Here is a 15,818-nt window from a genome sequence, read left to right as displayed (position 1 = left end):
GTCGCAACCATGAGCGAACGCCCCGACCCCGTTGCCATCGCCCGCCGGATCGTCCAGCGTCGCGACCAACTCGGCCTGAGTGAAGGGACGCTGGCCTACCGGGCGAACATGACACCGGCCTACCTGCGCCAACTCCTGCAGACCGGGCCCGAGTTCGACCCACCGGCCTTCGTCCGGATCGCCACCGCCCTCGGGACGGCCTGGCCGGAGCTGCTGTCCGGCCACCGCCCGGACGCACCACCGGGACAGGCCGACGCCGACCCGCGTCCACTGCTGCTCCACCTGACCGAGGCGCAGTGCTGGGAACTGCTCGGCACCCACGGCGTCGGCCGGGTCGGTCTGCCCGTCGGGCCGGCGCCCGTGGTGCTCCCGGTGAACTACGCGGTCGACGCCCGGACCATCGTCTACCGCACGTCCCCCAGGGGTACTGCGGCCCCGGCCGAGGGCTCGCCCGCCTCTTTCCAGGTCGACCACATCGACGACCACCGCAGCCTCGGCTGGAGCGTCCTCCTCCTCGGCGAGGCCCACCGCGTCGACGACCCGGAGGAGGAGCAGCGGCTCTCCGCCCTGCCGGGCGCCACACCCTGGGCGGGCGGCGCCCGCCCGCTGTGGGTGCGCATCAGCCCGAGCGAGGTCACCGGCCGCCGGATCGGCACGGGGTGAACGGTCGGCGCGTTCGGGCCGCTGTGGCGCCGACGCGTACCCGCAGGACGGGTTCGAGGCCTCCGGCCGGCCGGATTCGCGGGTCGCCTACTGCGGCAGCAGCACCGCGACCCCGGTCACCCGGTCCGCGGCGAGGTCCGCGAGCGCGGTGTCCGCCTGCCGCAGCGGGTAGCGGTTGACGCGGACCACCGGGCGGGTCCGGGCGGCCTCCGCCAGGAACGCCCGGCCGTCGGCCCGGGTGTTGGCGGTGACGCTGCGCAGGGTGCGTTCCTGGAAGAGGTGGCGCTGGTAGTCGAGCGCGGGGATGTCGCTGAGGTGGATGCCGGCGACCGCGAGGGTGCCGCCGCGGTCCAGCGCGGCCAGGGCGACCGGCACGAGTTCGCCGGCCGGGGCGAAGAGGATGGCGGCGTCCAGCGGTTCCGGGGCGGGGTCGTACGAGTCGCCGGCGAACCGGGCGCCGAGTTCCAGCGCCAGCCGCCGGGCCGCCGCACCCCGGGTGAACACGGCTACCCGGGCGCCCCGGGCGAGGGCGATCTGGGCGGTGAGGTGGGCGGACGCGCCGAAGCCGTAGATCCCCAGGAGCCCGCCGGGCGGCAGGTCGGCCCGTTGCAGGGCCCGGTAGCCGATGATCCCGGCGCACAGCAGCGGGGCGAGCTCCTCGGCGGGCGGGCCCTCGGGCAGCCGGTAGGCGAACCGGGCGTCGGCGGTCAGGTGGCCGGCGTAGCCGCCGTGCCGGTCCCAGCCGGTGTAGCGGGAGTCGGGGCAGAGGTTCTCCCGCCCGGTGCGGCAGTACGCGCAGCTTCCGCAGGTCCGGGCCAGCCAGGCCACCCCGGCCCGGTCCCCGACCGCGAACCCCTCGGCCCCGGAGCCGGCCGCCCGTACCCGTCCGACCACTTCGTGCCCGGGCGTGCACCTCGGCAGCCTGGGGGCGAGGTCCCCCTCCGCCAGGTGCAGGTCCGTGCGGCACACCCCGCACGCCTCCACCTCGACCAGGATCTCCCCGGGCGCCGGCTCGGGGACCGGGCGCCGTTCCCATGCCAAGGGCCCCGGGCCCGCCGCGCCCATCGGACCCGGGTGCGTCACCACCCACGCGCCGGTCTCGCCGGCTGCCAGTCGCGTCGTGTCCATCGCCGACTCCCGCCGTCCGCCGGACCCAAGGCTGCTCCTCCCAGCCTGCGCCCGGGGCGGGCGCGGTGCGAGGCCGAGCGCGGGTCCACCGGGCGGGAGTCACGGTCCCGTGGACACGACGGGAGGGACGAGCGGTGTCGACCGGCGGGTCAGAGCAGGTGCAGCTGCTGTGCCCGGCGCACTGCTTCGGCCCTTCGGCTCGCGGAGAGCTTGCGGTAGATGCTCTTCAAGTGCGTCTTGACCGTATTGGCGGATATGTGCAGTTCGGTCGCGATCTCCTCGGTGGACAGCCACTGCGCCGCCTGGAGCAGGACGTCGCGTTCGCGCGCACTCAGCGCCACACGAGGCGGAGCCTGGTCCGCCGGGTCGGCGGCGGCATCGGCGGCGCAGGTCGGCAGGTCGGTCAACCAGCCATGGGCCAGGGCGAGTTCGGGATCACGGCGCAGCGAGCGGCGGACCCAGGGGCCCGCTTCGACGAAGAGCCGCCTCAGCTGTTCCGGCCGCGCGAGCTCCAGCGCCTGTGCCAGGAGGCGCCGCTCCGCGGCCGTGTCGCCGGCCCTGGCCTTGGCCTGTGCTCGCAGCAGGCAGATGTGCGCCCGGCTTCGGGGAGCACCGCGCGACGGCATCGGCAGGGCCGCGAGCAGGTCTGCCGCGCGCTGTTCCTGGTCCGTCGCGAGGAGCGCGTGGGCCAGGGCCTCCCGGTGCTCCGGGCGGTTCGAGTCGGCTGCGTCGAGCACGGCCACGGCTGCCGCCGCGTCGCCGTGAGCCAGGTCCGCGACGGACTCCGCGATGGCCAACTGGTCAGCGGGCCAGCCGGACGGGCCTGGTGCGTCCGTCGGAGGGCGGACCGTGTGGAGCACCGTGACCGCGGTCTTCCAGTCCCCTTGGGCCGCCGCGAGCCGGGACCGGATGACGGCGGCCGCCACCTTCGCGACGAGGTCTTCACCCGGCTCCAGCGAGGCGGTCGCGAGGTCGCGCGGGGGCTGAGTGACCGTCGGGACGTTTCGCTCGTTGCCGATGGCCGCCACCACCAGGCGCGCCAGCGCGGTTCGGCGGGCGGGCGGCGGGCCGGCGCGCTCCGCGACGGCGAGTGCCCGGCGGGCGCGCTGCTCGGCTCGCCGGAGGTGTCCCCGGTAGAGGTCGATCAGGGCGAGACGGACCAGGGAGTCCGCCTGCGGCTGCTCGGTGCCAGGCCTGCCGCACATCTCCACGGCCTGGGCGAGCGTGCTCTCGGCGGCATCGAGGTGTCCGGCACTCAGTTGGGCGGAGCCGAGGCTGGTGAGCAGCAGTGCGGGGATCTCCGGATGCTCGCCGAGCAGCCGCGGTGGTACCAGGTCCAGCCGTGACAGGGCCTCTCGCGCAGCGGTCTCCGCCGCCGCGGCGTCACCGGTCAGCCGGTTGACGAGCAGTTCCAGGAGGACCCGGCTGAACCGCGCCATCGGGCTGCTCGCCCCCTCCTGCCGGCCCAGGTGCTCGTCGGCGCGTCGCAGACCGTCGCGGCCGGCTGTGCGGTCGCCCCGGGCCAGGGCGCAGGCCGCGGCGACCAGTGTCCGGGCCGGATCCGGGAGGTCCGGCGGCATGGCGGCGAACAGGCCGGCCAGCCGGCCGCCGTCCGAGCCCGTGGCCAGGCGGCCGATCTCCAGGTTGTCCACGACCTGCTCGGAGGCGAACCGCCAGTCTCCGGCCGTGGTCGCCTGCGCCAGCGCGTCGACGAGCTCACCGGACTCGGCGAACCACCGGGCGGCCCGCCGGTGCAGTTGCTGCTCCAGGCCCGGGTGGCGAACCGGAAGTTGGGACCTGAGGACTTCGGCGAACAGGGGGTGCAGGTGGTACCAGCCGGCTCCGTCGATCCGCTCCACGAAGGCATTCGCGTCATTGAGCTGGACCAACAGCCGTGCGGCGTCATCGCGTTCGGTGAGGGCGTTCGCCAGGTCGGGGTGGAGGCGCTCGCTGACGGCGGCACGCAGCAGCAGATCCTGTGTGGCCTCCGGCAGGGCGTCGAGCACCTCGGTGAGGAGGAGGTCCGGGATGGAGGTCTGGTCGGCGGCGAACTCGCGGACGAACGCCGCGGGGTCGGCGGCCCGCTGCATCGCCATCGCACACAGCCTCAGGCCCGCCGCCCAGCCCTCGGTGCGCCGGTCGAGTGTCCGCAGGTCCGCGGCGGACAGCGCCAGGCCGTGCCGTTGCAGCAGGTCCGATGTCTCCGGAAGCGTGAACCTGAGGTCCGCATTGCGGATCTCGGCGAGCCTTCCGGCCGTGCGGAATCGGTGCAGCCCCGGCAGCGGCTCGCTCCTGCTCGTGGCGATGAGACGCAAGCCCGGAAACGCGTGCCGGAGGACGAACAGGACGCCGGCGGTGATCTCGGGTGAGGAGACCGTGTCGAGCTGGTCCAGTACCAGGACGGCCGGCCGAGGCGATCCGGCGAGCCAGGCCGCCAGCCGGATCAGGACGGACCGGTCCACCTCTCCGGCTCTCGCGGGCCTGCCGATGTCCTCGGGCGGCGGCATCCCGTGGTACCGGAAGGCCTCCAGGACATAGGCCCAGAAGGTGCCCGGCAGATCATCGGGCTCCACGGTCAGCCAGACGATCGGGCCGGGCGCCGGGGCCTCGGTCGCCCAGTGGGCCGCCAGCACCGTCTTGCCGGCGCCGGCCGGGCCGTTGAGGAGCGTGATCGGTCCCTCGACGCCTTCGGAGACCCGGTCGAGGAGGGACTGCCGGCGGATGAGGACCCGCGGGGGACCCGGGACGGCGAAGCGGGCCACGAGCAGGGGATCGCCGGTCGGTGCGAGGCGCGGCGGAGGTCCCGGCGGGCTGCGGGTGGCAGCCGCGGCCTTGGACGGTGTTGACGCGGGGGCCGCGCGATCGCGCATGGGGATCACCAGGCGTGGCCGGGTGCACCAGGGCACTTCCGATGGGGCCGCCGCCCATCGCGAGCAGGCCTTGCGTGAGGGCCTCGGCCTCTCTTCGTCTGACAGCTCCATGGTCACCCGCCGCGGTCACCCGCGCGAGCCGATGACGAACCCCGGCGGCAAGGCGGCCTATCACCCCCAGCGGGTGAGGCCGTGGCCCTTCGAGTTCGCTCGAATGGAGCGGGAGGGCACCTGGCTGCCGACGCGGAAGGGGACCGGTGATGGCGAAGCGTGGCTCAGAGAGCGAACGCGCGAAGGCGTGGTGGGTGGCACCGCTCGTGTTGTCGGCCCTCGCCCTCGTCTTCATCTTCGAGAACAGGGCGGAGACGTCCATCAGGGTGCTGATCCCGATCGTCACGATGCCGTTGTGGGCGGCCCTGCTGGGCATCTGGCTGGTCGGTGTGGTCGCCGGGCTGTTCCTCTCCCGTCGACGCAGGCGGTGACCCGCCCGGCCGCTCGCCCACCGCGTGTGGTGCGCCGGTGTCGTGCCCCCCGTCCTGCCCGCCGCCTGAAACGGCCCCGGAGAGTGGCAGCCGTCCCCCATCTGGTCAGCTCGCGATGCACCCGGGGGACTCATGCGCCACAACTGTTGGTAGCGATGCGCCAGCAGTTCGCCACGGACGGTTCGAAGGGCAGGGTCTGCGGATGAGAATTGTCGTCGATCTCAACCGGTGCCAGGGCTACGCGCAGTGCGCGTTCCTGGCGCCGGACGTGTTCGAGATGCATGGCGAGGAAGCACTCCTGTACGACCCCGCCTTCACCGATGCGCAGCGCGATCAGGTGCGCCGGGCCGCGGCCGCCTGTCCCGTCCAGGCGATCCTGGTCGAGGCGGACCAGGCGCGCGTCACACGCGTGGGGGCCTGAGATGCCGGTCTCCTTGCGTGAAGCGGTACAGGAGTTCCGGCGCGACGGGCGGATCGTCGTCGTCGGCGCCTCGCTGGCCGGTCTGCGGGCCGCCGAGGCACTGCGCACGGGCGGGTTCACCGGGTCGCTCACGCTGGTCGGGGACGAGCCCGACCTCCCGTACGACCGGCCACCGCTGTCCAAGCAGGTCCTGCTCGGCCGGGCGCGCGCCGACGGCACCACCCTGCCGCAGCGCAACAGCGTCGACGCGCAGTGGCGGCTCGGTACGGCCGCCACCGGGCTGGATCCGACGGCGAAGCGGGTACGCCTGGCGGACGGCGAGGAGCTCGAGTACGACCGCCTGCTGATCACGACCGGCGTCCGCGCCCGGCCCTGGTTCAACGCGGCGGAAGCGGCCCTCGACGGGGTCTTCACGGTGCGCACCAGCGCGGACGCGGCCCGCCTGGAGCGGCGGCTGGCGGCGAGGCCGCGCCGGGTGCTGGTGGTCGGTGCCGGGTTCACCGGCTCCGAGATCGCCTCGGCCTGCCGCGAGCGGGGCCTGGAGGTCACGGTCGCCGAGCGTGCCGGGGCGCCGCTGGTGGGGGCCCTCGGCGGGGTGGTCGGTGCGGTCGCCGCCGACCTGCAGCGCGAGCACGGCGTGGACCTGCGCACCGGCATCATGGTGACGGCGCTGGAGGGCGACTCCGGCGGCCGGCTCCGGCGCGCCCATCTGTCCGACGGGACCTCGCTGGACGTCGAGGTCGCGGTGATCGCACTCGGTGCCACCCGGAACACCGAGTGGCTGGCCGGATCGGGCCTGGCCGCCGGGCCTCGGGGGATCGCCTGTGACGCGGGCTGCCGGGCCTTCGACGTCCAGGGCATCGTCACCGATGACGTGTTCGTCGCCGGAGACGTCGCGCGCTCGCCCCACCCGCTCTTCGACTACCAGTTCCTCTCGCTGGAGCACTGGGGCAACGCGGTCGAGCAGGCCGGGACCGCCGCGCACAACATGATCAGTATCGGCCCGGACCGGCGGGCCCACCTGTGGGTGCCGACCTTCTGGTCCTCCCAGTTCGGCGTCAACATCAAGTCCGTGGGCGTGCCCAACATGGGCGACGAGATCGTCATCACGCAGGGCTCGCTCGCCGAGCGCCGGTTCGTCGCGGTCTACGGGTACCGGGGCCGGATCATCGCCGCGGTCGCCTTCGACCAGGCCAAGTGGTTGGAGTTCTACCGGGAGCAGATCGAGGTCCGCGCACCCTTCCCACCGGACTACGCCACCGTCGACCGCCAGCCGGGCGGGATGCGGACGGTCCCGGCCGAGTTCCCGGACCCCTCCCTGCCCAGCCACGGCGCGACCGTGACCCTCACCGGCCACGATCCCAGCGAACGCCGCGTCCAGTTCACCCCCGCACGCGCCTGACCGCCGCCCACCCCTCAGGAGACCGTTCCATGACGCCGGGCACCTTGCTCCAGCAGATCACCGACTACGCCAACCGCGCGAACCCCTACCCGTTCTACGCCGAACTCCGCAAGACGCCCGTGGCCCGTCAGGACGACGGGTCGTACCTGGTCGGCGGCTACTACCAGGTCCGCAGCCTGTTGCACGACCCGCGGATCAGCTCGGACGCCCGCAACCTGGTCGGGCAGGACGGCAGGGGCCTCCAGGTGGAGGAGGAGGCCGGCGTGCCGCCCTCCATGCTCCGGCTCGACCCGCCCGAGCACGACCGGCTGCGACGCATGGCCATGCGCCCGTTCGGCCCGCCGCACACCCCGAGGCGGGTGCACGAGATGCGCGGTGAGCTGGCCCAGATCGTCTCCGGGATGATCGACGACTTCCAGGGCAAGGACCAGGTCGACCTCGTCGACCACTTCGCCTACCCCTTCCCGGTCACCGTGATCTGCCGGCTGCTGGGCGTCCCCCGCGAGGACGAGCCCCGCTTCCACGTCTGGGCCGACACCATCGTCGCCGGCGCCGACCCCACTGCGGGCGAGGACTATGCGGAGCGGCAGCGCGCCATGCATCAGGCCAGGATCGAGCTCGGCCGGTACCTGGCCGGACTCGCCGAGGACCATCGCCACAGCCCCGGCGACGACCTGCTCTCCGGGCTCGTCACCGACCACGGCCCGGACGGGCAGATGTCCACGATCGAGCTCATGAGCACCAGCATCGTGCTCCTGATCGCCGGCCACGAGACCACGGTCAACCTGATCACCAACGGGATGCTCACCCTGCTCCGGTACCCGGAGCACCTCGAACGGCTGGTGAAGGAACCGGACATCGCCGTCCCGATGATCGAGGAACTGCTGCGCTACGAGCCCCCCGTCCACCTGGCGCCCCCGCGGGTCACGCTGGCCGACATCGACATCGCCGGGACCGTCGTCCCCAAGAACTCGACTCTCTGGCTCGGCCTGGCGTCGGGCAACCGGGATCCCCGGCGGTTCGACGACCCCGACCGCTTCGACCCCGACCGCCGGGACATCCAGCACCTCGCCTTCGGCAGCGGCATCCACAGCTGCTTCGGAGCCCCGCTCGCCCGCCTGGAGGCCCAGCTCGCGCTGACCGAGCTGGCCCGCAGGCTGACCAACCCCCGGCTCGTCGCAGACCCGCCTCCCTACCGGCCGAACCCGCTGCTGCGCGGGCCCCGCCATCTCGAGGTCGCCTTCGACGGTGTTCGGAGCTGACCGCATCACCCGGCAGGGGTGATACCGGAGCCGGGCAGCCTGCTGACCATCGGACGTACCGGACGGGGCGGCTCGTCCGGTGGTCGGTTGCGAGGCGGTCATGAAGGCCGTGAGGATGGAACCCGGGAAGAGCGGGTCGGTGCCGCTCCAAGCGGTCCTCGACCTCGTGCCCTGAGGGAGCTGAGCGACATGGGCGAGACGAGGTACCCGCCGATCTCCGACTACGCGTTCCTGAGTGACTGCCACTCGGTGGCGCTGGTGAGCCGGGACGCGTCCGTGGAGTGGGCGTGCTTCCACCGGTTCGACGGGCGTTCGGTGTTCGCCCGGATCCTGGACCGGGACCGGGGCGGGTACTTCCGCATCGCCCCGGTCGCGGATTTCACCACCACCCGGCGCTACCTGCCGGACACCAACGTGCTGGAGACCCGCTTCGAGACCGCCACCGGTGTCGTCACGGTGACGGACTGCCTGCCGGTGCGGGAGGACCTCACCCGCCCCGGCCACCCGGAGCGCCGTCCCCCGGGCAACCTGCTGCTGCGCCGGGTGCGCGGCGAAGCCGGCACCGTCGAGCTCGGCCTGGAGTTCGCGCCGAGGCTCGAGTACGGGATGACCACCCCGTACATGGACGCGTCCGGCGAGGACCTGGTCGTGGTCACCGGCGGCCCGGACTCGCTCCTGCTGCAGAGCGGGTTGGCGCCTCTGCACCTCACGCCGACCGGGGAATGCACGGCCCGGGCGACGGTGACCGAGGGCCAGGTGCGCCATGTCGCACTCACCTACGCGCAGGCCGGAGGGCTGACCGTCCGGCGGTTCTCGGAAGCCGAGCTGACCGGACGGCTGGAGGAGACGATCGCCTTCTGGACCCACTGGGCCGCCCGCTGCACCTACCAGGGGCCGTACCGGGAGGCCGTGGTGCGCAGCGCGCTGGTCCTCAAGGGCCTCATCTACGACGAGACCGGTGCGCTGATCGCCGCACCCACCACCTCACTCCCCGAGGGGATCGGCGGTGAACGCAACTGGGACTACCGCTACGCCTGGCTGCGCGACTCGGTCGCGATGCTGGCGAGCCTCGGCGGCATCGGGTACTCGGAGGACGCCCTGCACTTCGGTGAATGGCTGCTGCGCTCCACCTCCGGCCGGGCCGAGGACCTGCAGATCATGTACGGCATCCACGGGGAGCGGCTGCTGCACGAGGTCACGCTCGACCACCTGGAGGGCTACCGGGGCTCGCGCCCGGTGCGGATCGGGAACGGAGCCTGGAACCAGGTGCAGCTCGACACCTACGGCGAACTGCTCACGGCGACGTACCTCATCGTGCGGCTGCGCGGCGTGTCGGCGGTCGCGCACGAGAGCGGCCCCTTCCTCCGTTTCCTCCGCAACGTGGTGGAGCTGAACATCCGGCGCTGGCAGGAACCGGACGAGGGCATCTGGGAGATCCGCGGCGGGCGGCGGCACTTCGTCTTCTCCAAACTCATGGCGTGGGCCGCTGTCGACTGCGGCATCCGCCTGCTCGACCTGTTCCCCGGCCTGGCCCCGGACGGGGACCTGCGAGAACGCTGGGTGCGCGCTCGCGCGGAGATGCGTACCGCCCTGGAGACGCGCGGGGTGGATCCCGAGACCGGCGCGTTCGTCCAGGCATTCGACCATCCGGAGCTCGATGCGGCGGCGCTCCAGGTGAGCCTGCGCGGATTCCTGCCCCCCGACGACCCCCGCGTCCTCGCCACCATCGACCGGGTCGAAGCCGAACTGACACGCAACGGCCATGTCCACCGCTACCTCGCCGAGGACGGTCTGTCGGGCGAGGAGGGCTCGTTCGTGTTCTGCACGCTCTGGCTGGCCAGCGCCCTCGCCCGGGCCGGACGCACCGAGGCGGCCGAGCAGTACCTCAACCGCGTCCTCGGCTGCGCGAACGACCTCGGGCTGCTGGCCGAGGAGATCGACCCCGCGACCGGCGAGCAACTCGGCAACTTCCCGCAGGGCTTCAGTCACCTCGGCGTGATCGGCGCAGCGCTGAACCTGGCATACGCGAAATCCGGGGGCGAGGTCGGAAAGCTTCTCGCCACGTTGACCGGGCAGCCATCGGGGTGATCGTCGGTGGTGCCGACGTGGCGGAGCACCCCCGTCGTCCTACCGCGCCGCAGCATGAGGATCATGCAACCTGACGGACCGCCGGGCGCCGCCCTGCGGACACCCCGTGCCGCCGGGGCGGCGGGCGTCCTCTCCGCCCTGCTGCTGGCCGCGGCCATCCTCCTGTTCCGCAGCGCGCTTCCGACCGACGCCGCCGATGCGACGGCCTGGTTCGGCGACTCCTCCCACCGGGACTCCCTGCAGGCGGCCCTGGACATGCTGCCGTTCGCCGGAATCTTCTTCCTGTGGTTCATGGGGGCGACGCGGGACTACATCGGACCGGCCGAGGACAGGTTCTTCGCGACGCTCTTCCTGGGCGGCGGGTTCCTGTTCGTCGTCGTGCTGTTCGTGATCGCCGCGACCGCGTTCGGCACCCTGACCGCGGTCTACAACCCCCATTCGGCCGTGCAGCCCGAGCTGTGGGAGCACGACCGCCGCGCCGTCCTCAGCCTGCTCTCCAGCTACGCCACACGGATGGCCGCCGTCTTCACCATGTCCACCACGACGATCGGGCAACACCTCGGCATCTTCCCGCGCTGGCTCGTCTGGCTCGGGTACCTCGTCGCCCTGGGGCTGTTCTTCGTCGTCAGCAGTGCCGCCTGGTTCGTGCTCGCCTTCCCGCTCTGGATCCTGGCCCTCAGCTGCTACATCCTGGCGGTCAACCTCCGTCCGCGACGAGCGGAAACCCACACGTCGTGACAGGCGGGAAACCAGCGGCCGAGCGGCAGCCCGCGGATACCACCGGTTCCCGGAACTGTCGGGGGTGATCCGTGACACGCCGCACCCCCGAAGGGGAACCAGACGCCCGGCGGCCGCCGGAACCGGTTCGGACCAACTATGTCGGCGCCGTCTACGGCTCGCTGCTGGCGGCTTCGGTGGTGGCCGGAGCCGGGACGATCGGCAGCCCGTTTCCGCGGATCCAGCTCGTGGTGCTGCTCCTCGCCACCGGCGTGGTCTTCTGGGCCGCGCACGTCTACGCCCACCTGGTGGGGGAGTCGATGGTCCACCGGGCCCTGACCCGGGCGGAGATCTCGCGGGTCTGTGCCGCCGAGCGGCCGATCCTGGGGGCCGCGGTGCCTCCGGCCGCTGCCGTGGCGATCAGTCCGCTTCTGGGGCTGGGGTTCCCGGGCACGGCATGGCTGGCCCTCGGTGTCGCCGTGGCCGAGCAGGTCGGCTGGGCCAGTGCCGGGCTGGTCCGGGCCGGCACCCCGTTGCATCGGGTGGTGGCCGCCGGTGTCGTCAACCTGCTGCTCGGGCTGGTCATCGTGGTGGTCAAGGCCATGCTCCAGCACTGACAGCCGCCCCGGCCGTACAGCAGGTTCCGGCGCTCGGCCGGGCCGGCCGGGTCGGTCGTCGAACGCGGCGGGTCAGACCAGGGCGGCGCCCCAGGCGCGGGCGCGGTCGAGCTCCCCGGCGCGCAGCGGGCCGTCGGTGCCCTCGACGATGAAGCCCTCGGGCTCGGCGACCACGTCGTAGTTGTGGCGGGACAGCCGCTGGGCGATGCCCTTGGCGGCGCCGCCGGATCCGGGTGCCGCGCCCCGGGTGTCGAACGCGGCGGCGTAGGTGCCGGGTTCGGTCTTCGGGAGGCTGTGGAACCAGGAGCGCAGGCCCGGCCCCTCGGCGGCCGCCTGGGCCTCGGCGGTGGCGTCCTCGTGGCCTTCCCTGTGGTTCTCGGCCGCGACGGCCACCAGGCGGCTGAGCCCGGAGGACATACCGTGCATGTGGGTCGGTCCGCCGACCACCAGCAGGTCCGCGGACCGGGTCACGTCGTTGTCGGCCTGGGTCAGCGGGAGGCACTCGACGGACGCGGAGGGGGCCGCCTCGTGGACTCCCTCGGCGATGGCTTCGGCGATCTCGCGGGTGTTGCCGTACATGCTCTCGTACACGATCACGGTGTGCATGGTGTCCGCCTTTCGTCACCACCAGGCTCGCACGACGGGGGTGGCCCGGACGTGGGCCGTTCGGGCCGAGCCGGGCCGGGCCTTGTCATGGGCGAGGACCTCCCGGACCTGGACACCGTCGCCGTGCGCGTCAGAGGTGGAAGCGCCGGGTCTCCGGCTCCACGGTCTGGCCCTCGTAACCAGCGTGTCCCTCCGCGCGTCCGGGTCGCAACGCCGACCGGCCTGGACGGGTGTCTCGGGAGCGCCGGATTCGGGCGCATCGAGGGTGTGGCGGGCCGGCACCACGAGGAAGAGCAGCCGAGGGCCGCAGCCGTGGAGTCGCGGCCCGTGTCGTCCCCGATTGACCGTCCTACGGGCCGGGCGCAGGGTAGCTTGCCTGAAAGCCGTTTGTGCGGCCCGGCTGCCCGATCGACGCGAAGTCGATGGTGTCGCAAGGAAAGTGAGCCTCGCATGTCGAACCTGCTCGGCCGCCATCGCGCCGTCATGCCGAGGTGGGTGTCGCTCTACTACGACGACCCGATCGAGATCGTGAGCGGCAAGGGGCGCCGCGTCACCGACTCCGACGGGCGCAGCTATCTCGACTTCTTCGGCGGCATCCTCACCAACATGCTCGGGTACGACGTGCCCGAGGTACGGGAGGCCGTCGAGCGGCAGCTGCGCACCGGGGTCGCGCACACCTCGACGCTGTACCTCATCCGTACCCAGGTGGAGTTGGCCGAGAAGATCGCGGAGCTGTCGGGCATCGCGAACGCCAAGGTGTTCTTCACCAACTCCGGCACCGAGGCCAACGAGACGGCGCTGCTGCTCGCCACCAATGCCCGCCGGTCCGACCAGGTGCTCGCCCTGCGCAACAGCTACCACGGACGCTCGTACGCGGCCACGGCCGTCACGGGCAACCGGAGCTGGAAGAACTCCTCGCTCTCGCCCGTCAACGTGCACTACCTGCACGGCGCCGACCGCGCACGCTTCCCGCACCTGTCGGACGAGGAGTTCCAGGCCTTCTGCGTGGACGACCTGCAGCACGTCCTCGACACGGCCACCGCCACCGACGTCGCCTGCCTGATCGTGGAGCCCGTCCAGGGCGTCGGAGGCTTCACCGCCGCACCGGACGGACTCCTCGCGCGATACCGGGAGACCCTGGACCGGTACGGGATCCTGCTGGTCTCGGACGAGGTGCAGACGGGCTGGGGCCGTACCGGAGAGCACTTCTGGGGTGTCCAGGCCCATGGCGTGACACCCCACATCATGACCTTCGCGAAGGGCCTGGGAAACGGCTTCGCGATCGGCGGTGTCGTCGCGGACGGCACGCTGATGGACGCGCTTCCGGCCAACGGCATCTCCACGTTCGGTGGCAACCCGATCGCGACGGCGGCCGCCAAGGCCACACTCGACTACCTCCTCGCCCACGACCTCCAGGCCAACGCACACCGGCTCGGCCGCCTGCTGATCGACGGCCTGCGGACCGCGGCGGATCGGCTTCCGGTCGTGCGAGACGTCCGGGGCAAGGGCCTGATGTTCGCCGTCGACCTGATCGACCCCGGCACGGGAGCGCCGAGCGCGTCGCTGGCCGCCAGGGTGTTGGAGCACGCGAAGGAGCGGGGCCTGCTCATCGGCAAGGGCGGCCTCTACGGCCACACCCTACGGATGGCTCCTCCGCTCACCCTGACCGAGGCTGAGGCCAGGGAAGGACTCGGCATCCTCGTCGACTCGCTTGCTGCCGCCTGCTGACATCACGTTGTGCGGACCCGGACGTCCTCCGAACGAGCGGTTCTCCCGACTCCGGGTCCACCCAAGGGTTGTCGGGGGCGGAACAGCAACGATGCGTCGACTGTGCGTCAGGGGTTCGTCAGGGAGGGTGAACGAGCTTGCCCCGGACATCCGGACAGGCTTTGATGAGGGACATGCACCGCTCGACACGCCACCACGACCGCCCGCCGCATAGTCGGCCGCGGATCGTCGCTGTCGCGGTCGCCACTGCCGTCCGGTAGGACCGAGCTCCTTCCCGCCGGTCACCGGCCGTGTGCGCGTGCCCGGCTCCGTTCGTCGTGCCCGCGCTGATCACCGCTCGCCCGTCCCCCGCCCCAACCGGCTCCGAGGGCAGGGGACGGGCGAGGGCTCTCATCGGCTCACACCTTTCTCGCGCCGGCGGCCCCGGAGATGAGCGGCTTCGCGCCGCGCTGCCTCCGCACCCCGCCGGCGCCTTCCACCACCCTTGGATGGGTCATGTCCGACGCTGTTCTGTCCGCCCGTACCGCCCTCGTCACCGGCGCCTCCTCCGGCATCGGCTGGGAGACCGCCCGGCTGCTCGCCGGGCACGGTGCCACCGTGCTGGTGCACGCCCGGACCACCGCCGAGGCCGAGGCGGCCGTCGCCCGACTGGTCGACGCGGGTGCCCGGCGGGACCAACTCGTGGAGCTGGCAGCCGACTTCACCAAGATCTCGGAGGTCACGGTGCTGGCCGGCACGGTGGTCAAGCACTACCCGGCGCTGGACCTGCTGGTGAACAACGCCGCCGTGATGGCGCCCGAGCGCTGCACCCTCACCGACGACGGCAACGAGGTCTCCCTGCAGGTCAACTTCCTGGCCGCGCACCTGCTGGCGAAGCTGCTGCGCGCCCCGCTCTCGGCGGCGGGCGACGCCCGGATCGTGAACGTGTCGTCGTCCCTGCACCGCACCGCCTCGATGAACTGGTCGGATCCGCACCGGGTGAAGAAGTACTCGCGGGTCGCCGCGTACGCCCAGTCGCAGCTGGCGCTGACCATGGCGACCGCGGAGATGGCCCCGGGCGGCTCCGGCATCACCGCCGTCAGCCTCAACCCGGGCCTGTGCGACACCGCGCTGCTGCCGCTCTACGGGCGGGTCGGCGCGCCGGCGGCGGAGGGCGCGGCGGCGGTCGTCCGCCTCTGCCTGCCTGAGACGGTCGTCGCCAACGGCGCCTACTTCGACGGTGCCGTCGTCGCGCCGACCGCGGCGGCGGTCCAGGAAGTGCGCTCGGTGAAGCGGCTGGCCAAGCTCGCCGACCAGCTGGTCGGCCAGGCCGTCTGAACCCCACCAATCCGACGATCACGAGAAAGAGCACGATGTCCAAGCGCGCCCGCAAGAAGAAGGCCCGGCGGAAGAAGAAGGCGAACCACGGCCGCAAGGCCGGGCAGAGCTGACCCCGTGGACCCACCTGGTGCCGCGTGCCACCGGCACCAGGTGCACCCCTCGGCCCCTGAGGCCCGCCGTCCGGCTGTGCGGACGGGTGGGCCTCGGGGGCCGAGGCATGTCCGACGTCGACCGGTGGACGAGGGCCGGGGGCGGTTTCCGCGCGGACCGAGACGTTCGGGGACCCGCCCGGCCGCGCCGACTGATCACCGAGCCCGGGATCGGCTGTCGATTCCAGCCATGCCCCGGCGCCAATACCGCGTCAATACGACCGCCGGGCACGTCAAGGGAGCGTCAGGGCGGACGGATGGATCCTCGACCGAACCTAGTGTGATCTGCGAGGAAACGGTTCGCCGCCCGGGCGTGGGGCCTGACGGCGAACCGTTTGCCGAATCCCGACCCCGGCGGGTTCCTC

General features: G+C 72.6%; 13 protein-coding genes. 10 read left to right on the top strand and 3 right to left on the bottom strand.

All coding sequences use genetic code 11. The features are described 5' to 3' along the window. Positions 1 to 9 precede the first annotated feature (9 nt). Positions 10 to 663 (top strand): helix-turn-helix domain-containing protein, encoded by a 654-nt coding sequence (locus ACFVWU_RS17800; RefSeq protein WP_387621434.1) that lies wholly within the window; start codon positions 10 to 12, stop codon positions 661 to 663. Positions 664 to 750: 87 nt separating this feature from the next. Here ACFVWU_RS17800 and ACFVWU_RS17795 read toward each other — a convergent pair whose 3' ends face one another. After that, positions 751 to 1,791: a zinc-dependent alcohol dehydrogenase family protein gene (locus ACFVWU_RS17795; RefSeq protein WP_387621431.1), complete on the bottom strand. Its 1,041-nt coding sequence runs from the start codon at positions 1,789 to 1,791 to the stop codon at positions 751 to 753. 149 nt (positions 1,792 to 1,940) lie between these two features. After that, entirely contained in the window at positions 1,941 to 4,661 is a 2,721-nt protein-coding gene (locus ACFVWU_RS17790) for a LuxR C-terminal-related transcriptional regulator (RefSeq protein ID WP_387621428.1), read from the bottom strand. A gap of 305 nt (positions 4,662 to 4,966) precedes the next feature. On the opposite strand from ACFVWU_RS17790, the gene ACFVWU_RS17785 reads away from it, so the two are divergent. From ACFVWU_RS17785 to ACFVWU_RS17755, 7 genes are all read left to right on the top strand, one after another. Then, on the top strand, positions 4,967 to 5,143 hold the full coding sequence (locus tag ACFVWU_RS17785; RefSeq protein ID WP_387621425.1) for an LPXTG cell wall anchor domain-containing protein: 177 nt from the start codon (positions 4,967 to 4,969) through the stop codon (positions 5,141 to 5,143). A gap of 202 nt (positions 5,144 to 5,345) precedes the next feature. Beyond that, complete coding sequence (locus ACFVWU_RS17780; protein WP_387621422.1) at positions 5,346 to 5,564, top strand: ferredoxin; 219 nt, start codon at positions 5,346 to 5,348, stop codon at positions 5,562 to 5,564. A 1-nt stretch (position 5,565) separates the two neighbouring features. Then, positions 5,566 to 6,966, top strand: coding sequence for an NAD(P)/FAD-dependent oxidoreductase (locus tag ACFVWU_RS17775; protein WP_387621419.1), 1,401 nt, complete (start codon positions 5,566 to 5,568; stop codon positions 6,964 to 6,966). Positions 6,967 to 6,995: 29 nt separating this feature from the next. Then, complete coding sequence (locus ACFVWU_RS17770; protein WP_387621417.1) at positions 6,996 to 8,228, top strand: cytochrome P450; 1,233 nt, start codon at positions 6,996 to 6,998, stop codon at positions 8,226 to 8,228. Between the two features lie 189 nt (positions 8,229 to 8,417). Then, positions 8,418 to 10,316: a glycoside hydrolase family 15 protein gene (locus ACFVWU_RS17765; RefSeq protein ID WP_387621414.1), complete on the top strand. Its 1,899-nt coding sequence runs from the start codon at positions 8,418 to 8,420 to the stop codon at positions 10,314 to 10,316. A gap of 63 nt (positions 10,317 to 10,379) precedes the next feature. After that, the gene (locus tag ACFVWU_RS17760; RefSeq protein WP_387621411.1) at positions 10,380 to 11,054 is read left to right on the top strand and encodes a hypothetical protein; all 675 of its coding nucleotides are present in this window, start codon (positions 10,380 to 10,382) and stop codon (positions 11,052 to 11,054) included. Between the two features lie 71 nt (positions 11,055 to 11,125). Then, the gene (locus tag ACFVWU_RS17755; RefSeq protein ID WP_387621409.1) at positions 11,126 to 11,650 is read left to right on the top strand and encodes a hypothetical protein; all 525 of its coding nucleotides are present in this window, start codon (positions 11,126 to 11,128) and stop codon (positions 11,648 to 11,650) included. Between the two features lie 72 nt (positions 11,651 to 11,722). Here the strand turns inward: ACFVWU_RS17755 and ACFVWU_RS17750 are convergent, their stop codons facing one another. Further along, entirely contained in the window at positions 11,723 to 12,256 is a 534-nt protein-coding gene (locus tag ACFVWU_RS17750) for a flavodoxin family protein (RefSeq protein WP_387621405.1), read from the bottom strand. Positions 12,257 to 12,706: 450 nt separating this feature from the next. Here ACFVWU_RS17750 and ACFVWU_RS17745 point away from each other — a divergent pair, with 450 nt between their 5' ends. Beyond that, positions 12,707 to 13,984, top strand: a complete 1,278-nt coding sequence (locus ACFVWU_RS17745; protein WP_387621403.1) for an aspartate aminotransferase family protein — start codon at positions 12,707 to 12,709, stop codon at positions 13,982 to 13,984. Positions 13,985 to 14,479: 495 nt separating this feature from the next. After that, on the top strand, positions 14,480 to 15,301 hold the full coding sequence (locus ACFVWU_RS17740) for an SDR family NAD(P)-dependent oxidoreductase (protein ID WP_387621401.1): 822 nt from the start codon (positions 14,480 to 14,482) through the stop codon (positions 15,299 to 15,301). The last annotated feature ends 517 nt before the right edge of the window (positions 15,302 to 15,818 follow it).

Origin of the sequence: Kitasatospora sp. NPDC058190, assembly GCF_042883685.1 — a bacterium.
Classification (GTDB): domain Bacteria; phylum Actinomycetota; class Actinomycetes; order Streptomycetales; family Streptomycetaceae; genus Kitasatospora.
This window is presented reverse-complemented; position numbering and strand designations above follow the sequence as displayed.